Raw genomic sequence first — 23825 nt, forward strand, 5'->3', positions numbered from 1 at the left:
AAACGGGCTTATCACCCTTGTGCCGCAACGAACTCGACTGCTCTGGACTTGTTCAGCGTTCCTCTTCCGGGATTCGACCCGCGTCGAGGTCGGCCATGAACCCCTCCAGACGCCTTGTCGCTTCGACGACGTCGTGCTTGGCCGCGGCCGTAATGACCAGCAGCTTCCGGGTCAGCGCCATCCGTACGCCCTCCGGGACTTGCAGTGCGCGCACTCTTGCGTGCGCTTCCTTGAGTTGGTCCGCGACTGCCGCATAGAGCTCGAGTTGGCCGTCGTGTTCCATGCACAGATTGTGCCATCTGGGGCGAGTTGTCGCCTGCTAGGGGTGCAACTGCCGCCTCAAACGGCCTTCCGGGCACATCCGGGAGTCACGCCTACAACAGACGCGTACCCCGACAACACCCGCCGTAACGTGGGAAGTTGAGCGGGCGTGTCGCGCGGCGCGAGGCCGTCCGGACGCAGACACGGCCGTACCCCCGATCGGGCTGATCGGGGGTACGGCAGGGGTGTTGAGCTGGCCGAAACTCGACCTGTTCAGTTGCTCCGAAGGAGGGGCGCGGTCACGCCTGCAGCGTCCTCGGCTTGTACGAGGGCCGCTTGGCCTCGTACGCGGCGATGTCGGCCTCGTTCTGGAGGGTGATGGAGATGTCGTCCAGGCCGTTGAGCAGCCGCCAACGGGCGTTCTCGTCGAGCTCGAAGGCGGCGGTGATGCCCTCGGCGCGCACCTCGCGGGCCTCCAGGTCGACCGTGATCTCGGCCGTGGGGTCCTTCTCCGTGAGCTCCTGCAGCGCGTCCACGATCTTCTGGTCGAGAACCACCGTGAGCAGGCCGTTCTTGAGCGAGTTGCCGCGGAAGATGTCGGCGAAACGGGAGGAGATCACGGCCTTGAAGCCGTAGTTCTGCAGCGCCCACACCGCGTGCTCACGGGAGGATCCGGTGCCGAAGTCGGGGCCGGCGACCAGGACCGTGGCGCCCTTGCGCTCGGGCTGGTTGAGGATGAACTTCTCGTCCTTGCGCCAGGCCTCGAACAGTCCGTCCTCGAAACCGTCCCGGGTCACCTTCTTGAGCCAGTGAGCAGGGATGATCTGGTCGGTGTCGACGTTCGAGCGGCGCAGCGGGACGGCCCGGCCGGTGTGCGTGGTGAATGCTTCCATGACTCTCAGACTCCAGCGGCGACAGGGGCGTCGGACAGGTCGGCGGGCGAAGCCAGGTGGCCGAGCACGGCGGTCGCGGCCGCGACCTGCGGCGACACCAGGTGGGTACGACCGCCCTTGCCCTGCCGGCCCTCGAAGTTGCGGTTGGAGGTGGACGCGGAGCGCTCACCGGGGGCCAGCTGGTCCGGGTTCATGCCCAGACACATCGAGCAGCCCGCGTGCCGCCATTCGGCGCCGGCCTCCTTGAAGACGACGTCCAGGCCCTCGGAGACGGCCTGCAGGCCCACGCGCGCGGAGCCAGGGACGACCAGCATGCGTACGCCGTCGGCGACTTTGCGGCCCTTGACGAGCTCGGCGGCGGCGCGCAGGTCCTCGATGCGGCCGTTGGTGCACGAACCTACGAAGACGGTGTCCACCTTGATGGAGGTGAGCGGCTGGCCGGCCTCCAACCCCATGTATTCCAGGGCCTTTTCGGCGGCGAGGCGCTCCGAAGCGTCTTCGTACGAAGCGGGATCGGGGACGTTCGCCGAAAGCGGCGCGCCCTGGCCCGGGTTGGTGCCCCAGGTGACGAACGGCGACAGTTCGGCGGCCTCGATGACGACCTCGGCGTCGAACTCGGCGTCCTCGTCCGTCTTCAGGGTCTTCCAGTACGCGACGGCCGCGTCCCAGTCCTCGCCCTTGGGCGCGTGCGGGCGGCCCTCGAGGTAGTCGAAGGTGGTCTGGTCGGGGGCGATCATGCCCGCGCGGGCACCGGCCTCGATCGACATGTTGCAGATGGTCATGCGGGCTTCCATCGACAGCTTCTCGATGGCGGAGCCGCGGTACTCCAGGACGTAGCCCTGGCCGCCGCCGGTACCGATCCTGGCGATGATCGCCAGGATCAGGTCCTTGGCGGTGACGCCGTCGGGCAGTTCGCCGTTGACCGTGATGGCCATGGTCTTCGGGCGGACCAGCGGCAGCGTCTGGGTGGCCAGCACGTGCTCGACCTGGGAGGTGCCGATGCCGAAGGCGAGACCGCCGAAGGCGCCGTGCGTGGAGGTGTGGGAGTCGCCGCAGACGACCGTCATACCGGGCTGGGTCAGGCCCAGCTGCGGTCCGACGACGTGCACGACACCCTGCTCGACGTCGCCCAGCGGGTGCAGGCGCACTCCGAAGTCGGCGCAGTTCTTGCGCAGCGTCTCCAGCTGGATCCGGGAGACCGGGTCGGCGATGGGCTTGTCGATGTCGAGGGTCGGGGTGTTGTGGTCCTCGGTGGCGATGGTCAGGTCGAGCCGGCGCACCTGGCGACCGCTCTTGCGCAGACCGTCGAAGGCCTGCGGGCTGGTCACCTCGTGCAGCAGGTGCAGATCGATGAAGAGGAGGTCGGGCTCGCCCTCGGCGCGCCGGACGACATGGTCGTCCCAGACCTTCTCCGCGAGTGTCCTACCCATCGCTTTCCCTCCGGTCGGCCAGAGCTGCGCCGACCCAACTAGAAGCTCTTGTGGAGGCGACGCCCACGGCCCCTGTTCCCGGGCACCCGCCGCCAGGCCCGTTGGTCTGCGGGCCGCTGTGCCTACAAGGGTTGCGCGTCTCACGAAAAAAGGAACTTGCGTTTCACAGAGTGAGACGTGAGTATCGTTTCATGGACAACAGTAGCGGCGTCGGCGTTCTGGACAAGGCAGCCCTTGTTCTGAGCGCTCTGGAGTCCGGACCCGCCACCCTCGCAGGACTGGTCGCGGCCACCGGACTGGCACGACCCACGGCCCACCGGCTGGCCGTGGCTCTGGAACACCACCGCATGGTGGCACGCGACATGCAGGGCCGTTTCATTCTGGGCCCGCGCCTTGCCGAGCTGGCCGCGGCCGCCGGCGAGGACCGCCTCCTCGCGACGGCCGGCCCGGTGCTCACACACCTGCGGGACATCACCGGCGAGAGCGCGCAGCTCTACCGCCGCCAGGGCGACATGCGTATCTGCGTCGCCGCGGCGGAGCGCCTGTCGGGCCTCAGGGACACGGTCCCGGTCGGCTCGACGCTCACCATGAAGGCGGGCTCCTCGGCGCAGATCCTGATGGCCTGGGAGGAGCCGGAGCGCCTGCACCGCGGCCTCCAGGGCGCCCGCTTCACGGCTACGGCCCTCTCGGGCGTACGGCGTCGCGGCTGGGCCCAGTCCATCGGCGAGCGCGAGCCGGGCGTCGCGTCCGTCTCCGCACCCGTACGCGGCCCCTCCAACCGCGTGGTGGCCGCCGTCTCGGTCTCCGGCCCCATCGAGCGCCTGACCCGCCACCCGGGCCGCATGCACGCCCAGGCGGTCATCGACGCGGCGGCCCGCCTCTCCGAGGCACTGCGCCGTACAGGTTGAGGGCGCAGGGACCGTCGTAACCCGTCCGGAAAGGGACCGGCCTCAACGCCGCGGCAGGTCCTGGACCGACGGGCAGATGCCCCACGCAGGGGCGCGGGGAACCGCGCGCCCAGCCCTCGCCGTCCGCCGGCCGTCCGACCCGCCCTCCCGGACTCGTGGGCGATCCGCTCCTTCGCCGACCGGCCCCGCCGCTCCAGTCGCGGCGGCTGGAGTCCCGAAGTCCTCGTGCCCTACGCGCGGTTGACGCATCAGGGTGGCCGGGCATGGGTCGGAGGCAACCCCGCACACGGCGAAGGCCCCCCACCGAAGTGGAGGGCCTTCCTCTACGTACCCCCGACCGGATTCGAACCGGCGCTACCGCCTTGAGAGGGCGGCGTGCTAGGCCGCTACACAACGGGGGCGTGGAGCCTGCGTTTCCGCAGGTCCGAGCTGGTCTACCTGGACTCGAACCAAGAATGACGGTACCAGAAACCGTAGTGTTGCCAATTACACCATAGACCAATGCGATATAAAGAAACGCGTACCCCCGACCGGATTCGAACCGGCGCTACCGCCTTGAGAGGGCGGCGTGCTAGGCCGCTACACAACGGGGGCCCTAGCGATCCTGCATGAGAGTCAGAGGGTGCGACCCTGACTGACCCTCCGGGAAGGATCTGTACCCCCGACCGGATTCGAACCGGCGCTACTGCCTTGAGAGGGCAGCGTGCTAGGCCGCTACACAACGGGGGCTTCGCGGAGTTGGTCTCCGCCTGCAGATGAGCTCTGCGAGCTGGCCTACCTGGACTCGAACCAAGACTAACTGAACCAGAATCAGTCGTGCTGCCAATTACACCATAGGCCACTGGAACGCAAGCCCCGGAGGGGATCTTGTTCTAGTTCGCTCCTCCGGTTCCCGGCCTTTCGGCCCGCTCCCCGGCGGCGCAGGAAGAACATTACCCGAAGGTGGACGGGGCTCCAAAACGGGTATCCGCGCCGAGGATCGCGGGGAGTTCGGCCAGCGAGGCGATGCGGCGCGGTCCTGCGGGCGTGGGGACCTGGGCGTGCACACCGCCCTCCCGGTCGATCCAGACCGACAGCAGTCCGGCCTCGGCGGCGCCCCGGCCGTCGATCTCCGGATGGTCGCCGACGTACGCCACCTGGTGCGGGGCCAGCTCCAGGGCGTCGCAGGCCGCGAGGAAGGCGCCGGCCTCGGGCTTGGAGACGCCCAGCTCGGCGGCGCACAGGATGACCTCGAAGCGGTCGTGGACGCCGAGGACGCGCAGTTTGCGGTCCTGGACGTGGATGCTCGAGTTGGACAGCACCGCGTGCCGGTGACTGGCGGCGAGGGCGTCCAGCGCGGGCAGGACGTCCGGGAAGAGGGCCCAGGCGGTCTCGTAGTGCGCGATGTACCGCTGGAACCAGGCGTCGGCCTCCGCGTCGGTCAGCTCCTGGCCGAGGAACACCCGCACCCGGTCCCGCCGCTGCCCCTGGAAGTCGACCTCCCCCGCCGAGAACCGCGCCCACTGGGCGCCGGTGACCGCCCGCCACCGCGCGATGGCCTGCTCGACACTCTCGTACGCCTCCAGCAGCCCCTCGGCGGCCAGATGCAGGCCCATTCCGATGCGGTCGGCCCTCGTGTAATCGAAGAGGGTGTCGTCGACGTCCCAGACCACGGCACTGATGCTCATGATCCGACAGTACGCCGGACCGGCTGGGGGTTCGGGGGTTATCCCCCGATGAACACAGCATCGAAGAGGGTGTCGTCGACGTCCCAGACCACGGCCCGAATGCTCATGATCCGACGGTAACGCGGCAAGCGGGGCCCGTCCGGCGATTGCGGTGCCTCAGGAGGGGGCTCGACGGACCTATGACGCGCTGTGCGCCTATTTGATCGACGAGAGGGACGCGGTCTGAGATTCAGCGGAGGGGCGGCACCCGGACCCCGGGTGCCGCCCCTCACGCGCGTGTGCGCTACGCGGCGAGCTTCTCCAGCGCCGCGTCGATCCTCGCCAGCGTCGTCTCCTTGCCCAGGATCTCCAGGGACTCGAAGAGGGGCAGGCCGACCGTGCGGCCGGTGACGGCGATGCGGACCGGGGCCTGGGCCTTGCCGAGCTTGAGGCCGTGGGTCTCGCCGGCGGCCAGGACGGCCTCCTTGAGGGACTCCGGCAAGGTCCAGTCCGCCGACTCCAGCTTCTCGCGGGCCGTGCGCAGCAGGGCGTCCGAGCCCTCCTTCATCGCCTTCGTCCAGGAGGGCTCGTCGAAGACCGGCTCCGCAAGGAACAGGAAGTCGACGTTGTCGGTGATCTCCGAGAGGACCTTGAGGCGGGTCTGGGCGTGCGGGGCGATCGCCTGCCACTTCGTCTCGTCGAAGTCCTCCGGGGCCCACGGGGCGAAGGGCGCCTTCAGCCAGGGCGCACAGCGCTCCGTGAAGTCCTTCACGTCGAGCAGGCGGATGTGGTCGGCGTTGATCGCCTCGCACTTCTTCAGGTCGAAGCGGGCCGGGTTGGGGTTCACGTCGGCGATGTCGAAGGCCGCGACCAGCTCGTCGGTGGTGAAGATGTCCTTGTCCGCGGAGAGCGACCAGCCCAGCAGGGACAGGTAGTTGAGCAGGCCCTCGGGCAGGAAGCCGCGCTCCCGGTAGAGGTTGAGCGAGGCCTGCGGGTCACGCTTGGAGAGCTTCTTGTTGCCCTCGCCCATCACGTACGGCAGGTGGCCGAAGGCGGGCACGGTCTTCGCTACGCCCAGCTCGATCAGCGCCTTGTACAGAGCGATCTGGCGCGGGGTGGAGGACAGCAGGTCCTCGCCGCGCAGGACGTGGGTGATCTCCATCAGGGCGTCGTCGACCGGGTTCACCAGCGTGTAGAGGGGCGCCCCGTTGGCTCGTACGATCCCGTAGTCCGGCACGTTCTCCGGGGTGAAGGTCAGCTCGCCGCGGACCAGGTCCGTGAAGGTGATCGTCTCGTCGGGCATGCGGAAGCGGACGATGGGCGTACGGCCCTGGGCCGTGTACTCCGCCACCTGCGCCTCGGTGAGGTCGCGGCAGTGGCCGTCGTAGCCCGAGGGCTTGCCTGCCGCGCGGGCCGCCTCGCGGCGGGTGTCCAGCTCCTCCTGGGAGCAGTAGCAGTGGTACGCGTGACCGGCGTCCAGGAGCTTCGCGGCGACGTCCTTGTAGAGGTCCATGCGCTGCGACTGGCGGTACGGCGCGTGCGGGCCGCCGACCTCGGGGCCCTCGTCCCAGTCGAAGCCCAGCCAGCGCATCGAGTCGAGCAGCTGGTTGTAGGACTCCTCGGAGTCGCGGGCCGCGTCGGTGTCCTCGATGCGGAAGACGAGCGTGCCCTGGTGGTGCCGGGCGAAGGCCCAGTTGAACAGGGCGGTGCGGACCAGGCCCACATGGGGGTTACCGGTGGGCGAGGGGCAGAAACGTACGCGGACGGGTGCGCTAGCCACGCTTGACAACCTTGTTGGTGAGAGTGCCGATGCCTTCGATGGTGACGGCGACCTCGTCGCCGACGGTGAGCGGCCCGACGCCTGCCGGGGTGCCCGTGAGGATCACGTCGCCGGGAAGCAGCGTCATGGCCTCGGAGATGTTGACGATCAGATCCTCGATCGGGTGGATCATCTCGCTGGTACGGCCGAGCTGGCGTTGTTCGCCGTTGACGGTGAGCTGGACCGTCAGGTCGGAGGCCGTCTCCAGGTCCAGGCCGGTCTCCACCCAGGGGCCCAGCGGGCAGGAGGTGTCGAAGCCCTTGGCCCGCGCCCACTGCTTCTCGCGCTTCTGGACGTCCCGGGCGGTGATGTCGTTGGCGCAGGTGTAACCGAAGATCACGTCCTTGACGCGCTCGCGCGGGACCTCGCGGCACATACGGCCGATGACGACGGCCAGTTCGGCCTCGTGGTGGACGTCCGCGGAGAAGGACGGGTACTGGATGTCGTCGCCGGGGCCGATCACCGAGGTGGAGGGCTTGAAGAAGGCGAACGGGACGTCCGGGACCTCGTTGCCCAGTTCCTTGGCGTGGTCGGCGTAGTTGCGGCCGTACGCGACGACCTTGTTGGGGAGCACCGGCGGCAGCAGCCTGACCTTGCTCAGCGGGACCTTCGTACCGGAGAGCTCGAAGTCCGCGAAGGGGATGCCCTTGATGATGTCGAGGACGAGCTCGTCCGGCCTGTCGCCCTCGACCGCGCCGAAGGCGACGTTCCCGTCGATGGAGAATCTGGCGATGCGCACGGGATCTGGGCGCCCCTCTACTCGGCCGGCTGGAGTCTGACGCTCCAGGCTAACGCGGGAAGGGGTGCCCCGAGGCGTTGGACCGCGCGGCGCCCGGGCCACCTGCCGCAAGGGCGGTGATCCGGGCGCGCTACGGTTACTTCGCGGCGGAGACCGGGATCTCCATCAGGACCGTCCGCCGGGGGTTGGCGGTCTGGGCGGGGAGGTCGAGCGGGTGCTCCGGCTGCTCCGGGATCTGCAGGGCGTCGGCGTCCTCGAGGTGCGCCAGCGTCGTGCGCCGCGGGTTGGCAATGTTGCGGAACATCATCGTCGTCTTCACGGTTGTACTCGACCTCGACAAGTGGTGGGTTGGACAGATGCGGCCTTCTTGTAAAGCGTCAGGCTAAACATGTCGTTCCCCGCCGAACTCGCGAAGACCCTGTGATGGGCATGTGAGTTTGCTCACTGACCTAGGGGCAAACCGGACAATTCCAAGCCTCAACCCACCCCAACGAAACGGACATTGACCCCCTGAAGCCATCATTCCGCTCCTGATCATGGCGACTGGGACACCTACCCCCGCGGGGTGACTCGCGGACCTATGTCCGATATCGACAAAAACACTTTCCACACCCGGTGACACGGTCCTCACGAGGTGTCACGTAGGTCACGGTCTGACCCACGCACCTTGTTGGAGATCCTGCACTGTGCTGGAATTCCACGGACCGCCGCGGGATCGAGCCGGTGCACAGGGGGCGCTCAGAAGCGCCGAGCGGCGGTGAGAAGGGGGAGCCAGCGCCGGTCACTCACGATCACCCGGGGTGCGTATTCAGGGCGCTCCCCACAACGCCGACACCGTGCTCCGCCGTTCTGCGGAGGAGCGCCTGGTCCAGAGGTTGCGACGCTAGTGCAGGGACGTTTCAAGAGGGATGGCAGCGCTTCGGCCGAGCCGGAGCGGCACGGCGGGACTGGCCCCAATGTCGGCAGTTCCTCCCCCCAGCACGCCCAGAACCCGGGCCCGGGACCGTCGGCAGACGGTGGTTCCGGCACCGGGCGCCTCGGCACGTCGGCGTCCTCGGGCCCGGCGGCCACACCGACGGTGAAGCCCCCGAAGGGCCCGAGCGGCCCCGGGTCGCGCATAGCCCTGCGCAACTGGCGCATCTCCACGCGCCTGGTGTCGCTGCTCGCGCTCCCCGTCGTGGCGGCCACCTCGCTGGGCGCGCTGCGCATCAACGACTCCATGGACGACATCCAGCAGCTCGACAACATGAAGCTGCTGACGGAGATGACCAAGCAGGCCACCGAGCTGGCCGCCGCCCTCCAGGAGGAGCGCGACCAGTCGGCCGGACCGCTGGCGCACAACTCCACGGCGAGCAACATCACGGTCAAGGGCTACCGGGACAAGACGGACCGGGCCGCGACCAACTTCATCAACGCCGCCGAGGACATCGACACCTCCAGCAAGGACGGCAACCTCCAGGGCGTCCGCGACAGCCTCGTCGGCCTGGTCCGCGACCTGGACACGCTCAGCAAGGTCCGCAGCGACGCCTACGAGACCAAGGGCAACGCCACCCAGACGGTGGAGTCGTACCACCGCCTGATCACCCACCTGCTGGACCTCTCCCAGGACATGGCCGAGGCCACCAGCAACCCGGACATGATCCAGCGCACGCGCGCCCTGGCGGCCTTCTCCTCCGCCAAGGAGTACGCCTCCGTCCAGCGCGCGGTCCTCGCCGCGGCCCTCCCGGCCAACAACACCACCCTCGGCGACCTCAGCGAGAACGACCGGCTGTACGCCCAGGGCGCCCTGGAAAGCGAGGAGTCCGACCTCAACAGCTTCCGGAGCATCTACGGCGACGACGGCGCCGAGGAACTCCTCAAGCCCATCGAGGACGGCAGCTCCACGATCGAGGCCTCCGACCAGTACGCAGGGCGCGCCTTCGGCCGGCCGGAGGGCCTTGCCGACCTGGACCGGCGCTCCTACAAGGACTGGGTCGACGACAGCTCGACCAAGATCCAGCAGATGGGCAACATCGAGCACACGCTGCTCGAGGACATGGAGCAGAAGGCCCGCGAGCTGCGCAGCGCCACCGAGCGCGACGCGATCATCGCCGGTGCGCTGATCCTGATCGTGCTCGGTGTCTCCCTGGTCGGCGCCTTCGTCGTCGCCCGGTCCATGATCCGCTCGCTGCGCCGCCTCCAGGAGACCGCCACCAAGGTCGCCCAGGACCGGCTGCCCGAGCTGGTCAAGCAGCTGTCCGAGTCCGACCCCCAGGACGTCGACACGTCCGTGGAGTCGGTCGGTGTGCACTCCCGGGACGAGATCGGCCGCGTGGCCGCGGCCTTCGACGACGTGCACCGCGAGGCGGTCCGCCTCGCCGCCGAGCAGGCCCTGCTGCGGGGCAACGTCAACGCGATGTTCACCAACCTCTCGCGCCGCTCCCAGGGCCTCATCCAGCGTCAGCTCTCGCTCATCTCCGAACTGGAGTCCCGCGAGGCCGACCCGGACCAGCTCTCCTCGCTCTTCAAGCTCGACCACCTCGCGACGCGCATGCGCCGTAACGGTGAGAACCTCCTCGTCCTCGCCGGTGAGGAGCCCGGCCGCCGCTGGACCCGTCCGGTCCCGCTGGTCGACGTGCTCCGCGCCGCCGCGTCCGAGGTGGAGCAGTACGAGCGCATCGAGCTGGCCGCCGTGCCGACCACCGAAGTGGCCGGCCGCGTGGTCAACGACCTCGTGCACCTGCTCGCCGAGCTGCTGGAGAACGCGACCTCGTTCTCCTCCCCGCAGACCAAGGTCAAGGTCACCGGTCACGCGCTGCCCGACGGCCGCGTCCTGATCGAGATCCACGACACCGGCATCGGCCTCTCCCCCGAGGACCTCGCCGCGATCAACGAGCGGCTCGCCTCGCCGCCCACCGTGGACGTCTCCGTCTCCCGCCGCATGGGTCTGTTCGTGGTCGGCCGGCTGTCCCAGCGCCACGGCATCCGCATCCAGCTGCGTCCGTCCGACTCCGGTGGCACGACCGCGCTGGTCATGCTGCCCGTCGATGTCGCCCAGGGCGGCAAGAAGCCCCAGGCCAAGCCCGGTCAGGGAGCCCCCGGTGCACCCGCCGCGGCGCAGGCCGCCGCCGGTGTGGCCGCGGCCCGTCGGGGCGGCGGCAACGGACAGGGCGGCGGTGCCCTCGGCGGTGCGCCCGGTGGCCCCGGCGGTGGCGCTCTCGGCGCCGGTGCCCCCTCGGGCGGACGGCTCAACGCCGGTCAGGGACCGCGGGCCGCGCTGCCCGGCAGTGGCCAGGGCGGTCGCCCCGGTGCGCCGGGCGGACCGCGTGGACCGCAGGGTCCGGGTACGCCTCCGCAGGGCCGGCCCGCTCCGGCCGGCGCCGGCGCCGGGTTCGGCGGCCAGGCGCCGGGTGCCGCGCAGGGCCTCCAGGCGGCGGGCACGAGCGGTCCGGGCCAGGACGCCTTCAATGGTCAGGACGCTTTCGGCGGCGGCCAGGACGCCTTCGGCTCCCGGGGTCCCGTACCCCCGCAGGCGCAGGCCCCGAAGCCGGGCCAGGCTCCCGAGCCGGGCGGTCGGCGCCGCCGGCCGCAGCTGCCGGGCCGCGGTGGTCCGCGGGCCGAGCTGCCGGGCGGCAACCAGCAGCCCCGCACGCCGAGCTGGAGCGACGAGAACGCCCAGCCGCCGGTGCCGCGCGCCTCGCTCGACGTCCCGCGCGGCCACGACGAGCAGGACCCCGCGGCCACGTCGCGCATGCCGCGGATCGAGGACCACCGGGGCCCGGCGAGCACCTCCGAGTTCCCCCGCCCCGACTTCGACGCCCCGCAGAACACCGGCCAGTTCCCCCGGCCGGGCGCCAACGGCCCGCAGGGCGACCTCCCCCGTCCGGGTGCGGTCAGCCCGCAGAACACCGGCCAGTTCCCGCGGCCGGGCGCCAACGGCCCCCAGGACACGGGTGACTTCGTCCGCCCGGACGTCTTCGGTACTCCGTCCGGGCAGAACGGCGGCTCGCAGACCGGGCAGTTCGCGACGCCGCAGGCCTACGGCCCCGGCTCGACGGGCCAGTTCGCGATGCCTGGCTACGACGGCAACTCCACCGGGCAGCACTCCCTGCCGGGCCGTCAGGACCCCGCGAACACGGGCCAGTTCGAGCGTCCCCAGACCAACGGCGCCGACTTCGGTGCCCCGCGGCCGCCCATGCCGCCGCGACCCCAGCAGCGGCCGGTCCGCCAGGAGCCCGAGGCGCTGCCGCCCGCGGGTCCCGGTGACGGCCGTACGCCGCTGTACGACACGTTGGAGACCAACTGGTTCCACGGCAGCCAGCAGCAGGGACAGGGGCAGCCGGCCAACGGCACCGACTCCTCCCCGGCCGAGGCCCCGCGGCAGCAGCAGGCTCCGGCGGCCCCACAGAGTTCTGCCGGCGCTCCGCAACGGCCCGCGGCCTCCGCGGCCTGGCGCAGTTCGCCCAACGACGACCTCGTCCGGCAGGCGGAGCGTGTCCGCCAGCCGGCCGCGGGCGGTGTCACCACCTCCGGTCTGCCGCGCCGGGTGCCCAGGGCGAACCTCGTCCCGGGTACCGCTCAGCAGCAACAGCACCAAAGCGGTCCGGCTGTCTCGCGTGCGCCTGACGACGTGCGCGGTCGGCTGACCAATCTCCGTCGGGGTATCGCGCAAGGTCGTCAGGTCGGCGGCAACGGCCAGACGGGCAGCTTCCCGAACCCCACTCACCAGCAGGAGCGTTAGTTGAGCCCGATGAGCCAGGCGGCACAGAACCTGAACTGGTTGATCACCAACTTCGTGGACAACACCCCAGGGGTGTCCCACACCGTCGTCGTGTCCGCCGACGGCCTTCTGCTGGCGATGTCCGAGGGCTTCCCGCGCGACCGTGCCGACCAGCTGGCGGCCGTCGCTTCGGGGCTGACCTCGCTCACGGCGGGCGCCTCTCGGATCTTCGAGGGCGGCAGCGTGGCCCAGACCGTCGTGGAGATGGAGCGGGGATTCCTCTTCCTCATGTCCGTCTCGGACGGTTCCTCGCTCGCGGTCCTCGCGCACCCGGAATGCGACATCGGCCTCGTCGGCTATGAGATGGCGCTGCTCGTCGACCGCGCGGGCGCAGTGCTCACGCCGGATCTGCGAGCCGAGCTGCAAGGCAGTCTGCTCCACTGACCCGAACCGGATCCACCCGTCTCACCACATCACCGTCCGGCCGCCACAATCCCCCCACCGGCCTCACCAGACGGCTAGCCAGACCGACTTGCTGTCCCGCCCGGAGGATTCATGACCCCGCCCACCGCCTCTCATGATCCGTACGCGGAGCCGTACGAGGATGAGGGCGACCAGCCGCTGGTACGGCCGTACGCGATGACCGGCGGCCGGACCCGGCCGCGCTACCAGCTCGCCATCGAGGCCCTGATCAGCACCACGGCCGACCCGGCGGCACTGATGGGGCTCCTCCCCGAGCACCAGCGCATCTGCCACCTGTGCCGTGAGGTGAAGTCGGTCGCCGAGGTCTCGGCGCTGCTCGCCATGCCGCTCGGGGTGGCCAGGATCCTCGTCGCGGACCTCGCCGAGGCCGGCCTGGTGGCCATCCACCAGCCGGGCGGCGACGAGAACAACGGCGGCGCTCCCGATGTGACGCTGCTCGAAAGGGTGCTCAGTGGACTTCGCAAGCTCTGACGCGGGGCGGGCCACCACCTCCGCGAAGATCGTGGTGGCGGGTGGCTTCGGCGTGGGCAAGACCACGTTCGTCGGCGCGGTCTCCGAGATCAACCCGCTGCGCACGGAGGCCGTCATGACGTCCGCGAGCGCGGGCATCGACGACCTCACCCACACCGGGGACAAGACGACCACCACGGTCGCCATGGACTTCGGCCGCATCACGCTCGACCAGGACCTGATCCTGTACCTCTTCGGTACGCCCGGACAGGACCGCTTCTGGTTCATGTGGGACGACCTGGTCCGCGGCGCCATCGGCGCGGTGGTCCTGGTCGACACCCGGCGTCTTGCCGACTGCTTCCCCGCGGTCGACTACTTCGAGAACAGCGGTCTGCCCTTCGTCGTGGCCCTCAACGGCTTCGACGGGCACCAGCCGTACGCCCCCGAGGAGGTGCGCGAGGCCCTGCAGATCGGGCCGGACGCGCCGATCATCACGACGGACGCCCGGCACCGGTCGGACGCCAAGAGTGCCCTGATCACCCTGGTCGAGCATGCCCTCATGGCGCGTCTGCGGTAACGCCCCCAGGGTGTGTCGAGCCGCTGCAAATCAACAGCGTCATACGGCAGTTGTCGTAGATGTCCCGGAGCCGACTGTGGTCTTAGACACGGTCGGCCCCGGTGTTCATAACGTTTCGGCAGAGGAATCGGGTGGTACGGCCACGCGTGGTTGCCAACCGGTCTCGCTGCGCTCACAACAGCCCCGTCATTTGACGGGGCTCGCTCTTTATGACCGTTTTATCTGGGGCTTACATCACTCGGAATCCCCGCGTACCAATGTTTGGTGGTGCGCAGGCCGTCGTGCTGGAATGCCTGAACTGCCCAATAGTCAAAGACGTACTCATTAGTCGATGACGTACTGGGCTCTGAGAGACTGCGGCACAACGTAGGTGCCGACCCCTCCGAGAGGTTGTTGGTCGAGTGAGGCGAAGCAAGAACGGTCCCGAGCCGTCGGCCCGGGGCAACTTCACCCCGCCGCCGCGCGGAGCGGCGCCCGCCCCTGTGTCCGGTCCTGAACCGACGGCCGCGCCGCCGGACGGCGGCGGCCGGTTCTCCCCGCGCAACTGGCGGGTGCCCACCCGGCTGAACGCGATCCTGCTCATACCCGTGATCGTCGGCCTCGTCATGGGCGGCTTCCAGGTCAAGAGCTCGATCGACACCTGGCGTGAGGCCGAGGACGCGGAGAACACCGCCCGTCTGGTGCGCGCCTCCCTCAGCTACGCCGACGCCCTGTACCAGGAGCGCGACAGCACCGCCGCCCCGCTGCTGAGCGGCGAGGGCCAGGACAACGCCACGGTCGTCGCCGCCCGCAAGAAGACCGACGAGGCCGCGGACGCCTTCGACGAGGCCGCCCAGAACATGCCGGACAAGGCGGGCCTCAAGCGCCGCCTGCAGTTGTTCCGGGACGGTGAGGGCGGGCTCCAGACCCTGCGTGCGGGCGCCTACACCTCCTCCAAGTTCACCGGTGTGAAGACCGAGGAGGGCTACACCCAGGTCGCGCACCCGCTGACGGAGTTCGCCAACGAGCTCGGCCTCGGCACCGGCAACATCACCAGCTACGGCCGTACGGTCTACGCCATCGAGCTCACCAAGGCGGCCCTGTCGCTGCAGCGCTCCATCGGCATGCACCTGCTGATCAAGCCCGGCCCGGGGCTGAGCAGCTTCGCCAGCCAGAAGGTCGCCCTCTCCTCGTACGCGTACCTCGAGGGCATCGCCGTCGAGGAGTACATCGGCGGTGGCACCGCGGCCGACGCGGCGAAGCTCGACACCGCGAAGAAGCAGATCCAGACGGAGGGCGCGGCGCTGGCCAAGGAGGCCGCCGCCAAGAACCCGAACTACGTCCCGCCGCCGTCCAACCCCGTGGACATGGTCTCCGGCATCGCCCAGCTGCCGTCGATGGACCAGAGCGCCCGTCAGGCCCTCGCCAAGGACGGCATCACCGCCGAGAACTGGTGGGCGGTCAACACCCTCAAGTACAACGCCTACCGCCAGATCGAGACCGACCTGGCCGACACCGCGGTGAACGAGGCCGCGAGCATCGCCGACGAGGCCAAGCGCGACGCGTTCATCGTGGGTGCCGCCGTCGTGGTCGCCCTGCTCCTCGCGTTCATCCTGGCCGGCGCGGTCGCCCGGCAGATGTCCCGCGCGATGCGCCAGCTGCGCAACGCCGCCTTCGGCATCGCCGAGCAGCGTCTGCCGATGCTGGTCGACCAGCTCTCGCGCACCGACCCCGGCCGGGTCGACACCCGGGTCGCCCCGATCCCGATCACCACCAAGGACGAGATCGGCGAGGTCGCCCGCGCCTTCGACCAGGTCCACCGCGAGGCCGTACGACTCGCCTCCGAGCAGGCCCTGCTGCGGGGCAACATCAACGCGATCTTCACCAACCTGTCCCGGCGCAACCAGTCGCTGATCGAGGGCCAGCTGACCCTGATCACCGACCTGGAGAACAACGAGGCCGACCCGGACCAGCTGGAGAACCTCTTCCGTCTGGACCACCTCGCGACCCGTATGCGCCGCAACGGCGAGAACCTCCTGGTCCTCGCCGGCGAGGAGCCGGGCCGCCGCTGGGACCAGCCGGTCCCGCTGGTCGACGTGCTGCGCGCCGCCTCCTCCGAGGTGGAGCAGTACGAGCGCATCGAGCTGTCCGGTGTCCCGGAGGCCGAGATCCACGGCCGCGCGGTCACCGACCTCGTGCACCTGCTGGCCGAGCTCCTGGAGAACGCCACCACGTTCTCCTCGCCGCAGACCAAGGTCCGCGTCACCGCGACCCGGCTGCCCGACGGCCGCATCATGATCGAGATCCACGACAAGGGCATCGGCCTGACCGCCGAGGACTTCGCGGACATCAACCACAAGCTGGCCAACCCGCCGACCGTGGACGCCGCGATCTCTCAGCGCATGGGCCTGTTCGTGGTCGGCCGGCTGTCCGACCGGCACGGCATCCGCGTCCAGCTGCGCCCCTCGGGCGAGCAGGCCGGCACGACCTCGCTGGTCATGCTGCCCGACGCGATCACCCACGGCGGTGGCGGCGAGCAGCAGCCGGCCGGCGACGAGTTCACCGTCTCGCAGATCATGCCGGAGCAGCAGCAGTACCAGGGCGAGGACTTCAACAACGGTCTGCCCATGCGTACGGCCGCGGAACTCGGCTTCGACGACAGCCGCTACTCCGAGGTCCCGGACGACATACGCGAGCTGGACCCGGTCGGCCGCTCCCTGATGCGCGAGGAGCGCCGCGCGGCCCTGGAGTCCCAGAACCAGGACCAGCCGGCCGCCCTGCAGGGTCCGGACCCGTCGTACGGCGACGCGTTCGACGCCTCCCACAGCGCCCAGCAGACCGGCTACGACAACAACCGGGGCGGCTATCCCGAGCAGCAGCCGGCCTCGTACGACCAGCAGACGTCGTACGAGGAGGCGCAGCAGGCGCCGTACGAGGAGCAGCGGCAGACGGCGTACGAGGAGCCGAACCGTCAGGCGTACGAGGAGCCGTACTACGCCCAGAACGGCGGCCTGCCGCAGAACGACACCTTCTCCCCCGGCGGCGGCTACCCGGAGCCCTCCTATGCGGAGCCGGCCCAGGAGGAGCCCGCGGCGGTGCACGCCGCTGCGCCGGAGACCTTCTCGGGCTTCGAGGAGCGCCGCTACCAGGACGACTGGCCGCAGCAGGACGGGTACCGCAACGGCTACCCGGACCAGTACGCTCCGGAAACGGAATCTGCGCAGGCCGCTGACGTGAGTGAGGGTGACCGCGTAGGCTTCGACCGTCCGGGGCCGGCCCCCGCCTCCGTGGGTCACGCGCTGACCGACGCCGGGCTCCCTCGCCGTGGCTCCACCGGGAGCGGCGCGAACGGCTCGAACGGCACGCGGAACGCGAACCAGGAGCCGCCGGCCTCAGCGCCGGAGAGCAACGGCGGCGGCGACATCTGGCGCTCGGCCAACGATGCGCGGTGGCAGCAGGCCTCCCAGCTCCGGAAGCCCAAGGCGGGCGGGGTCACCTCCTCCGGTCTGCCACGGCGGGTACCCAAGGCCAACCTGATCGAGGGAGCCGCCGAAGCCACCAACCAGGGAGGCCCACAGGTCTCCCGTGCCCCCGAGGACGTCCGGGGCAGGCTGAGCAACCTGCGCCGCGGTGTCCAGCGGGGCCGCAACGCCGGCAGTGAAACGAACGGTCAGGGCTTCGGTTCTGACAGCACCTACAACCAGGAGCGTTAGTGTGAGCCCGATGAGCCAGGCGGCGCAGAACCTGAACTGGTTGATCACCAACTTCGTGGACAACACCCCGGGGGTGTCCCACACGGTGGTGGTCTCCGCCGACGGACTCCTTCTGGCGATGTCCGAAGGCTTTCCGCGCGACCGTGCCGACCAGCTTGCGGCCGTCGCCTCCGGTCTGACCTCGCTGACCGCGGGTGCCTCGCGCATCTTCGAGGGCGGCGCGGTGAACCAGACCGTTGTGGAGATGGAGCGGGGATTCCTCTTCATCATGTCCGTATCGGACGGTTCGTCCCTCGCGGTTCTTGCACATCCGGAGGCGGACATCGGTCTCATCGGGTACGAGATGGCTCTTCTGGTGGACCGTGCCGGTTCGGTCCTGACACCCGATCTGCGTGCAGAGCTCCAGGGCAGCCTGCTCAACTGACAGACAGACGGTGCGTTTTGGCGTCCCGGGGCCGTAAGGTTTCGGGACGCGGCTCCACACAGCGTGATGGGTGCCCGGCACAGTCGGAGGAGGAGAGAAAGTGGCAACACCCCCAGGTGGTTCATCTGGCAATTGGTCGTACGGTCCTGGCCAGGGCCAGAACGACGGTTCTCAGAACCCGAACCGCTACAACTTCCCCTCCGCTCCGAGCCATCGGCAGCAGCAGCCGTACGCGCCCCAGGGCCCCGGCCCGTCGCCGTACGACCAGCCGCCGGCCCCGCGCATCCAGCCCGTGCAGCCGCAGCGACGCTCTCCTGAGCCTTCCCCCGCGGGAGGCGCCAGCAACCCCCTGGTGCGCCCGTACGCCATGACCGGCGGCCGTACCAGGCCGCGGTACCAGCTCGCCATCGAGGCGCTGGTGCACACCACCGCGCAGCCGCACCAGATGCAGGGCCAGTTGCCCGAGCATCAGCGGATCTGCAACCTCTGCCGGGAAATCAAGTCGGTGGCGGAAATCTCCGCGCTCCTGACGATTCCTCTCGGCGTGGCCAGGATCCTCGTCGCCGACTTGGCGGAGGCGGGCCTGGTCGCCATCCATCAGCCCGGCGGCGACGAGAACGCCGGCGGCCAGCCAGACGTGACACTGCTCGAAAGGGTGCTCAGTGGACTTCGCAAGCTCTAGCGGAGGGCCTTCCCGCTCCACCACGTCCGCGAAGATCGTGGTGGCTGGCGGCTTCGGCGTGGGCAAGACCACGTTCGTCGGCGCCGTCTCGGAGATCAACCCGCTGCGCACCGAGGCCGTGATGACGTCAGCTTCGGCGGGCATCGACGACCTCACCCACACCGGGGACAAGACGACCACCACGGTCGCCATGGACTTCGGCCGCATCACCCTGGACCAGGACCTGATCCTGTACCTCTTCGGTACGCCCGGGCAGGACCGCTTCTGGTTCATGTGGGACGACCTGGTCCGCGGCGCCATCGGCGCGATCGTCCTCGTGGACACGAGGCGCCTTGCCGACTGCTTCCCGGCTGTCGACTACTTCGAGAACTCCGGGCTTCCTTTTGTGATCGCCCTCAACGGGTTCGACGGCCAGCAGCCGTACAACCCGGACGAGGTCCGGGAAGCCCTGCAGATCGGGCCGGACACTCCGATCATCACGACGGACGCCCGGCACCGGGCTGATGCGAAGTCTGCGCTCATCACGTTGGTCGAGCACGCGTTGATGGCTCGCTTGCGGTAGGTTCCTGCGGCCACTGGGCTGCCACAGACGGTTGTACGCCGTCTGTGGCAGCCCAGTGGCTTGTCGCGCAGTTCCCCGCGCCCCTGAAAGCGAAAAGCAAGAAAGCCTGAGGGCCCCCTCTCTTTCGAGAGGGGGCCCTCAGGCGTCGTACAAGGCTCAGTGCCAGCTGTGCGGGGCGCGGAAGCCGCCCTCGCGCTCCAGGCGGCGCCAGCCGGCCTTGGGGCGGCCTCGGTGGGCCGGGGTCTCGGAGGGCCGGGCTGCGGCGCGAGCCAGCAGGATCGCCGTGATGGCGGCGACTTCCTCGGGCTCGGCGTGGCCCTTCTCGACGCGGATGTCAGGGGTGCTCATAGGTCACAGTCTCCGTGAGAGAGGTTTCCGCGAGGGTGCCGCGGAGGGTCCGCGGGGTTACTGCGGAGGGTTGCCGTGCTTACGGGAGGGCAGGTCGGCGTGCTTCGACTGGAGCATCGCCAGGGACCGGATCAGGACCTCGCGGGTTTCCGCCGGGTCGATCACGTCGTCCACGAGGCCACGCTCCGCCGCGTAGTACGGGTGCATGAGCTCGGACTTGTACTCCTTGACCATGCGGGCCCGCATGGCCTCGGGGTCCTCGGCCTCGGCGATCTGGCGTCGGAAGATGACGCCTGCGGCACCTTCGGCACCCATCACCGCGATCTCGTTCGTCGGCCACGCGTAGGTGAGGTCGGCGCCGATGGACTGGCTGTCCATGACGATGTAGGCCCCGCCGTACGCCTTGCGCAGGATCAGGGAGATCCGCGGCACGGTGGCGTTGCAGTACGCGTACAGCAGCTTGGCGCCGTGGCGGATGATTCCGCCGTGCTCCTGGTCGACACCCGGAAGGAACCCGGGGACGTCCAGGAGAGTGACGATCGGGATGTTAAAAGCGTCACACATCTGGACAAAGCGCGCAGCTTTCTCCGATGCCTCGATGTCCAGGACACCGGCGAGCGTGGAGGGCTGGTTGGCCACGATGCCGACGACCTGGCCGTCGAGGCGGGCCAGCGCGCAGATGATGTTGCGGGCCCAGCGCTCGTGGATCTCCAGGTAGTCGCCGTCGTCGACGATCTCCTCGATGACCTTGGTCATGTCGTACGGCCGGTTGCCGTCCGCGGGGACCAGGTCGAGCAGCACGTCGCCGCGCCGGTCGGCCGCGTCGCCGGACTCCACCCGCGGCGGGTTCTCCCGGTTGTTCTGCGGGAGCATCGACAGCAGGTAGCGCACCTCGGCGAGGCACGTCTCCTCGTCGTCGTAGGCGAAGTGGCAGACACCGGACGTCTCGGCGTGCACGTCGGCGCCGCCGAGGCCGTTCTGGGTGATCTCCTCGCCCGTCACCGCCTTCACGACGTCCGGTCCGGTGATGAACATCTGGGAGGTCTCGCGGACCATGAAGACGAAGTCGGTGAGGGCGGGGCTGTAGGCCGCACCGCCCGCGCACGGGCCGAGCATCACCGAGATCTGCGGGATGACGCCCGACGCCTTGGTGTTGCGCTGGAAGATGCCGCCGTAGCCCGCGAGGGCGCTGACACCTTCCTGGATACGGGCGCCCGCGCCGTCGTTCAGCGACACCAGCGGCGCCCCGGCCGCGATGGCCATGTCCATGATCTTGTGGATCTTCGTGGCGTGGGCCTCGCCCAGCGCGCCGCCGAAGATGCGGAAGTCGTGGGCGTAGACGAAGACCGTACGGCCCTCCACCGTGCCCCAGCCGGTGATCACACCGTCGGTGTACGGCTTCTTGGCCTCCAGGCCGAACCCTGTCGCCCGGTGCCGGCGCAGCTGCTCGACCTCCTGGAAGGACCCCGGGTCGAGGAGCAGCTCGATGCGCTCCCGTGCGGTCAGCTTGCCCTTGGCGTGCTGCGCCTCGGTCGCCTTCTCGCTGGGGCCGGCCAGGGCCGTCGCACGGATCTCGTGCAGCTCGGCCACCCGCCCGCGCGCGTCCGTCGGCTCACCCGTCGACTCACTCGGCGCCTCATCCAAAACGGTCATGTAGCGACCATACGAACACCCGCGAGAAAAGCGAGCCGTCGACTCCTCACAGTCTCCGGCCCGTTTTCCTGGTGCGACCGAACAGAACCCTGGAAGCATGCAGGCGTTCTGACTGCTCAGGGGGCCTGCCCCTTGTAGGGGTCGTACAAAGTCAGAGTGTGAGAGCCACCTCACATCGGTGGGTGGCGCATGCCGTCCCCGGAGTGACGCGCAGGTGCAGCAGGCGGCCGGTGGCAAGCACCTCGACCGTGTCGTCGGCCCGCACGACCGACCGCACGGGCCGATTCCAGACGATCTCCAGCGGTTCGCCCGAACGGGGTGGCTCGGCCACGCAGAGGGTAGCGGTACGGCCGCTGCGGCGGACCAGCACGCTCGCCGCCGCCGACGCGGTGAGCGGGCCCGCGGTGCCGGCCCGCCAGAAGTTCGCGGCGGTCAGGCCCAGGCGGTCGACGCGGACCGCCTGCCACGCGCTGTCGTTGGCGAGGACCGACAGCCAGTGACGGTCGGCGGCGCGGGCCGCGACGGTGCGGCGGGACGCCCCGGGCATCAGGACGTAGGCGTAGGAGGCGTCCACCGGGTCGGTGCCGTGGTCGAGCCAGAGGGTCTGCCAGCGCCGGGTGCGCCGTTCGGTCGTGCTGGAGGTGTTGATGTCGGACCAGGCGCCGGTGCGGTCCTCGCGGAGGGCGCGCACGCCGTCGGGGACGAGCCAGCCGCCGTGCCCCTCCAGATGGGCCCAGCCCCGCCCCCGTACGAAGGACTGCGTGCCGCCCTCCCCCAGGTTGCGGTTGTCGACGACCGTCTCGACCGGGACGCCGTCGGCGCAGGTGATGCCCGCGCCGAGGCAGATCACCGAGTCGTCGACGCAGAACCACGACTTGCGGGCCTCCAGCGTCGACCCCAGTCCCTTCAGGTGCTGGCCGATCGCCGCGTACTCGCCGTCGGTCGTGCCGCCGACCCAGCGGACGTCCGGCTTGGGCTCGCCCCACTCGCCGCCGGCCCGGTCGGGGAGACGCTTGGTGGAGACGGTCGTGCCGGGAAGGCGGTACCAGTCGACGGTGGGCCAGTACCAGTCGGTGTACTGCTCGCCGTGGCCCTTAGCCCACCAGGAGAGCATTCCGGCTCCGGTGTGCCAGCCGCGCGGGTTCTCGCCGTTGCCGCATTCGTAGGCGGCGATCCGGTCGCTGGCCATGGCGATGTTCGCGACGAATCCGGGGCGGCGGTGGACGGCCCGGTCCATGGCGGCGAAGAGGGTGTGCCCGACGGGTTCGGGGGCGGCCGGGACCGGCGAGGCGGCCACCGTGTGCAGCCGGGCGAGGTCGGCGACACCGAACTGGGGCGCTGTCAGGACGGGGCTGACGGTGTCCCGTTCGATCCAGCCCTTCACCAGGCCGTGCCAGCGCGTGCGCTCCTGCTCGCTCGCCCCGCCCGCGAGCAGCGCGATGGCGGCGATGATCCCCTGGCCGTGGAAGTGGTCGCCGCGCAGGACGTGGCGGTCGTCGCCCTTGAGGTGACCGCGGCTGATGGCACGGCCGTTGACGCTGTCCATCACCAGCCCGTCGTGGATCAGCGGGGCGTAGGCGCGCTCGACGCTGTCGAGGACGGTCTGCCGGTTCGGGTCGGTCACCTCCCACTCGGAGCCGGCGAGAAGGGCGAAGAGGCGGCCTAGACCGTCGAGCATGACCTGGCCGTAGGTGCCGGAGTAGGCGACCCAGGTGTGCTGGACGAAGGACCCGTCGGCGTAGAGGCCGTCTCCCTTCGTGACGTACGGGAAGACCGGCGAGAGGGCGTCGCGGGCGAGGGCGATCCGGTCGGGGGCCCTGCCGAGGATGCCGCGCAGGGCGACGGAGCGGCACAGGTCGACGCGGTTGGCGCCGGTGGAGGTGCCGGAGTAGTCGGTGAGCATCGCGTCGGGGATGAAGTGGTCGACGGCGGCGCAGGCCGCGGCCCTTTGGGCGTCCGTGAGGTGGTCGTGGAGGGCGGCCGTGACGTCCATGAGGAGGCGGGGGCTGCCGATCTGCCATTCCCACCAGTTGCCGTAGCGAGTGGTGGAGGGGTTGTAGACGGTCGCGGAGAGGTGGTCGAGGCCGCGGAGGACGTCCGCGAGGAGGCTCTCGTCGCCGGTCGAGCCCGTGCCCTGCTGGACGTGGGCCTGGGTCATGGTCCACAGGCGGCTGTAGCTCCGGGTGATGCCGGCCGGGGGGTCATAGGGCAAGCCTGGCCAGAGGGAGGTGGAGGTCGGGGCCATGGCGGCGCGGAAGCCCCGGGCGAGTTCGCCGGTCTCGGCGAGACGGGAGGCGTACGGCTCCGCCGCCGGGTCGTAGCCGGTGCCGAGGGCGATGTCGATCCAGCGTCGGCGGAGGGTGTCGTAGGGGTCGGCCGAGAGGGAGCGGGCGCGGGCCGGCGGGGCGGCGGCGGCCAGGAGCGCCGCCGCGAGTAAGACGGCTCTTCGGGTGGGGCGTACGGAGGCTCTGCGCTGCGGGTTCATACCGGGGCATCTACCACCGCGGGGCGATCAGGCCAACACTCTGCGGATGATGTTGAAACCTGTACGGAATAGGT

The 23825-nt window shown here is 69.9% G+C and carries 19 protein-coding genes and 5 tRNA genes; 9 read left to right on the top strand and 15 right to left on the bottom strand.

Going from position 1 to position 23825, the window contains the following annotated elements; all coding sequences use genetic code 11:
• Window positions 1-52: 52 nt before the first annotated feature.
• The 3 genes from D1369_RS11805 to leuC form a co-directional block, all read right to left on the bottom strand.
• The gene (locus tag D1369_RS11805) at window positions 53-283 is read right to left on the bottom strand and encodes a hypothetical protein (RefSeq protein ID WP_007384922.1); all 231 of its coding nucleotides are present in this window, start codon (window positions 281-283) and stop codon (window positions 53-55) included.
• Window positions 284-560: 277 nt separating this feature from the next.
• Window positions 561-1154: a 3-isopropylmalate dehydratase small subunit gene (gene leuD, locus D1369_RS11810; RefSeq protein WP_007384921.1), complete on the bottom strand. Its 594-nt coding sequence runs from the start codon at window positions 1152-1154 to the stop codon at window positions 561-563.
• A gap of 5 nt (window positions 1155-1159) precedes the next feature.
• Window positions 1160-2584, bottom strand: a complete 1425-nt coding sequence (leuC, locus tag D1369_RS11815) for a 3-isopropylmalate dehydratase large subunit (protein WP_007384920.1) — start codon at window positions 2582-2584, stop codon at window positions 1160-1162.
• A gap of 191 nt (window positions 2585-2775) precedes the next feature.
• Here leuC and ndgR point away from each other — a divergent pair, with 191 nt between their 5' ends.
• On the top strand, window positions 2776-3492 hold the full coding sequence (gene ndgR / locus D1369_RS11820; protein ID WP_007384919.1) for an IclR family transcriptional regulator NdgR: 717 nt from the start codon (window positions 2776-2778) through the stop codon (window positions 3490-3492).
• Window positions 3493-3820: 328 nt separating this feature from the next.
• Here ndgR and D1369_RS11825 read toward each other — a convergent pair.
• From D1369_RS11825 to D1369_RS11865, 9 genes are all read right to left on the bottom strand, one after another.
• A tRNA-Glu gene (locus D1369_RS11825) sits at window positions 3821-3893 on the bottom strand.
• A gap of 28 nt (window positions 3894-3921) precedes the next feature.
• Window positions 3922-3993, bottom strand: a tRNA-Gln gene (locus tag D1369_RS11830).
• A 20-nt stretch (window positions 3994-4013) separates the two neighbouring features.
• Window positions 4014-4086, bottom strand: a tRNA-Glu gene (locus tag D1369_RS11835).
• A 62-nt stretch (window positions 4087-4148) separates the two neighbouring features.
• Window positions 4149-4221, bottom strand: a tRNA-Glu gene (locus D1369_RS11840).
• Window positions 4222-4261: 40 nt separating this feature from the next.
• A tRNA-Gln gene (locus tag D1369_RS11845) sits at window positions 4262-4333 on the bottom strand.
• Between the two features lie 91 nt (window positions 4334-4424).
• Window positions 4425-5159 carry an HAD family hydrolase gene (locus tag D1369_RS11850; protein ID WP_037901528.1) on the bottom strand — a complete coding sequence of 245 codons (735 nt, stop codon included), beginning with the start codon at window positions 5157-5159 and terminating at the stop codon, window positions 4425-4427.
• A gap of 283 nt (window positions 5160-5442) precedes the next feature.
• Window positions 5443-6927 (bottom strand): glutamate--tRNA ligase, encoded by a 1485-nt coding sequence (gene gltX, locus D1369_RS11855; protein ID WP_007384917.1) that lies wholly within the window; start codon window positions 6925-6927, stop codon window positions 5443-5445.
• Complete coding sequence (locus D1369_RS11860) at window positions 6911-7696, bottom strand: fumarylacetoacetate hydrolase family protein (RefSeq protein ID WP_007384916.1); 786 nt, start codon at window positions 7694-7696, stop codon at window positions 6911-6913. The genes gltX and D1369_RS11860 overlap by 17 nt, the downstream gene beginning before the upstream one ends.
• A gap of 136 nt (window positions 7697-7832) precedes the next feature.
• A complete protein-coding gene (locus D1369_RS11865) occupies window positions 7833-8015 on the bottom strand; it encodes a hypothetical protein (protein ID WP_007384915.1) in 183 nt (60 codons plus the stop codon).
• Between the two features lie 567 nt (window positions 8016-8582).
• Here D1369_RS11865 and D1369_RS11870 point away from each other — a divergent pair.
• The 8 genes from D1369_RS11870 to D1369_RS11905 all read left to right on the top strand — a co-directional run bounded on the left by D1369_RS11870 (window position 8583) and on the right by D1369_RS11905 (window position 19265).
• Window positions 8583-12416, top strand: coding sequence for a nitrate- and nitrite sensing domain-containing protein (locus tag D1369_RS11870; protein WP_118082445.1), 3834 nt, complete (start codon window positions 8583-8585; stop codon window positions 12414-12416).
• A gap of 9 nt (window positions 12417-12425) precedes the next feature.
• The gene (locus D1369_RS11875; protein WP_003993189.1) at window positions 12426-12839 is read left to right on the top strand and encodes a roadblock/LC7 domain-containing protein; all 414 of its coding nucleotides are present in this window, start codon (window positions 12426-12428) and stop codon (window positions 12837-12839) included.
• Window positions 12840-12950: 111 nt separating this feature from the next.
• Window positions 12951-13349 carry a DUF742 domain-containing protein gene (locus D1369_RS11880; protein ID WP_003973454.1) on the top strand — a complete coding sequence of 133 codons (399 nt, stop codon included), beginning with the start codon at window positions 12951-12953 and terminating at the stop codon, window positions 13347-13349.
• Window positions 13330-13905, top strand: coding sequence for an ATP/GTP-binding protein (locus D1369_RS11885; protein ID WP_007384912.1), 576 nt, complete (start codon window positions 13330-13332; stop codon window positions 13903-13905). Before D1369_RS11880 ends, D1369_RS11885 begins: the two co-directional genes overlap by 20 nt.
• Before the next feature lie 401 nt (window positions 13906-14306).
• Window positions 14307-17597 carry a nitrate- and nitrite sensing domain-containing protein gene (locus D1369_RS11890; protein WP_007384911.1) on the top strand — a complete coding sequence of 1097 codons (3291 nt, stop codon included), beginning with the start codon at window positions 14307-14309 and terminating at the stop codon, window positions 17595-17597.
• A 10-nt stretch (window positions 17598-17607) separates the two neighbouring features.
• Window positions 17608-18021 carry a roadblock/LC7 domain-containing protein gene (locus D1369_RS11895; protein WP_007384910.1) on the top strand — a complete coding sequence of 138 codons (414 nt, stop codon included), beginning with the start codon at window positions 17608-17610 and terminating at the stop codon, window positions 18019-18021.
• A 100-nt stretch (window positions 18022-18121) separates the two neighbouring features.
• A complete protein-coding gene (locus D1369_RS11900; protein ID WP_007384909.1) occupies window positions 18122-18703 on the top strand; it encodes a DUF742 domain-containing protein in 582 nt (193 codons plus the stop codon).
• Window positions 18684-19265: an ATP/GTP-binding protein gene (locus D1369_RS11905; protein WP_009314218.1), complete on the top strand. Its 582-nt coding sequence runs from the start codon at window positions 18684-18686 to the stop codon at window positions 19263-19265. The genes D1369_RS11900 and D1369_RS11905 overlap by 20 nt, the downstream gene beginning before the upstream one ends.
• Window positions 19266-19421: 156 nt before the next feature.
• On the opposite strand, the gene D1369_RS11910 is transcribed toward D1369_RS11905, so the two are convergent.
• The 3 genes from D1369_RS11910 to D1369_RS11920 all read right to left on the bottom strand — a co-directional run bounded on the left by D1369_RS11910 (window position 19422) and on the right by D1369_RS11920 (window position 23751).
• Window positions 19422-19613 carry an acyl-CoA carboxylase subunit epsilon gene (locus D1369_RS11910; RefSeq protein WP_007384908.1) on the bottom strand — a complete coding sequence of 64 codons (192 nt, stop codon included), beginning with the start codon at window positions 19611-19613 and terminating at the stop codon, window positions 19422-19424.
• A 57-nt stretch (window positions 19614-19670) separates the two neighbouring features.
• The gene (locus D1369_RS11915) at window positions 19671-21266 is read right to left on the bottom strand and encodes an acyl-CoA carboxylase subunit beta (RefSeq protein WP_007384907.1); all 1596 of its coding nucleotides are present in this window, start codon (window positions 21264-21266) and stop codon (window positions 19671-19673) included.
• 151 nt (window positions 21267-21417) lie between these two features.
• Window positions 21418-23751: a polysaccharide lyase 8 family protein gene (locus tag D1369_RS11920; protein WP_118082446.1), complete on the bottom strand. Its 2334-nt coding sequence runs from the start codon at window positions 23749-23751 to the stop codon at window positions 21418-21420.
• Window positions 23752-23825 lie beyond the last annotated feature (74 nt).

Origin of the sequence: Streptomyces sp. CC0208 (assembly GCF_003443735.1) — a bacterium.
Lineage (GTDB): Bacteria > Actinomycetota > Actinomycetes > Streptomycetales > Streptomycetaceae > Streptomyces > Streptomyces sviceus.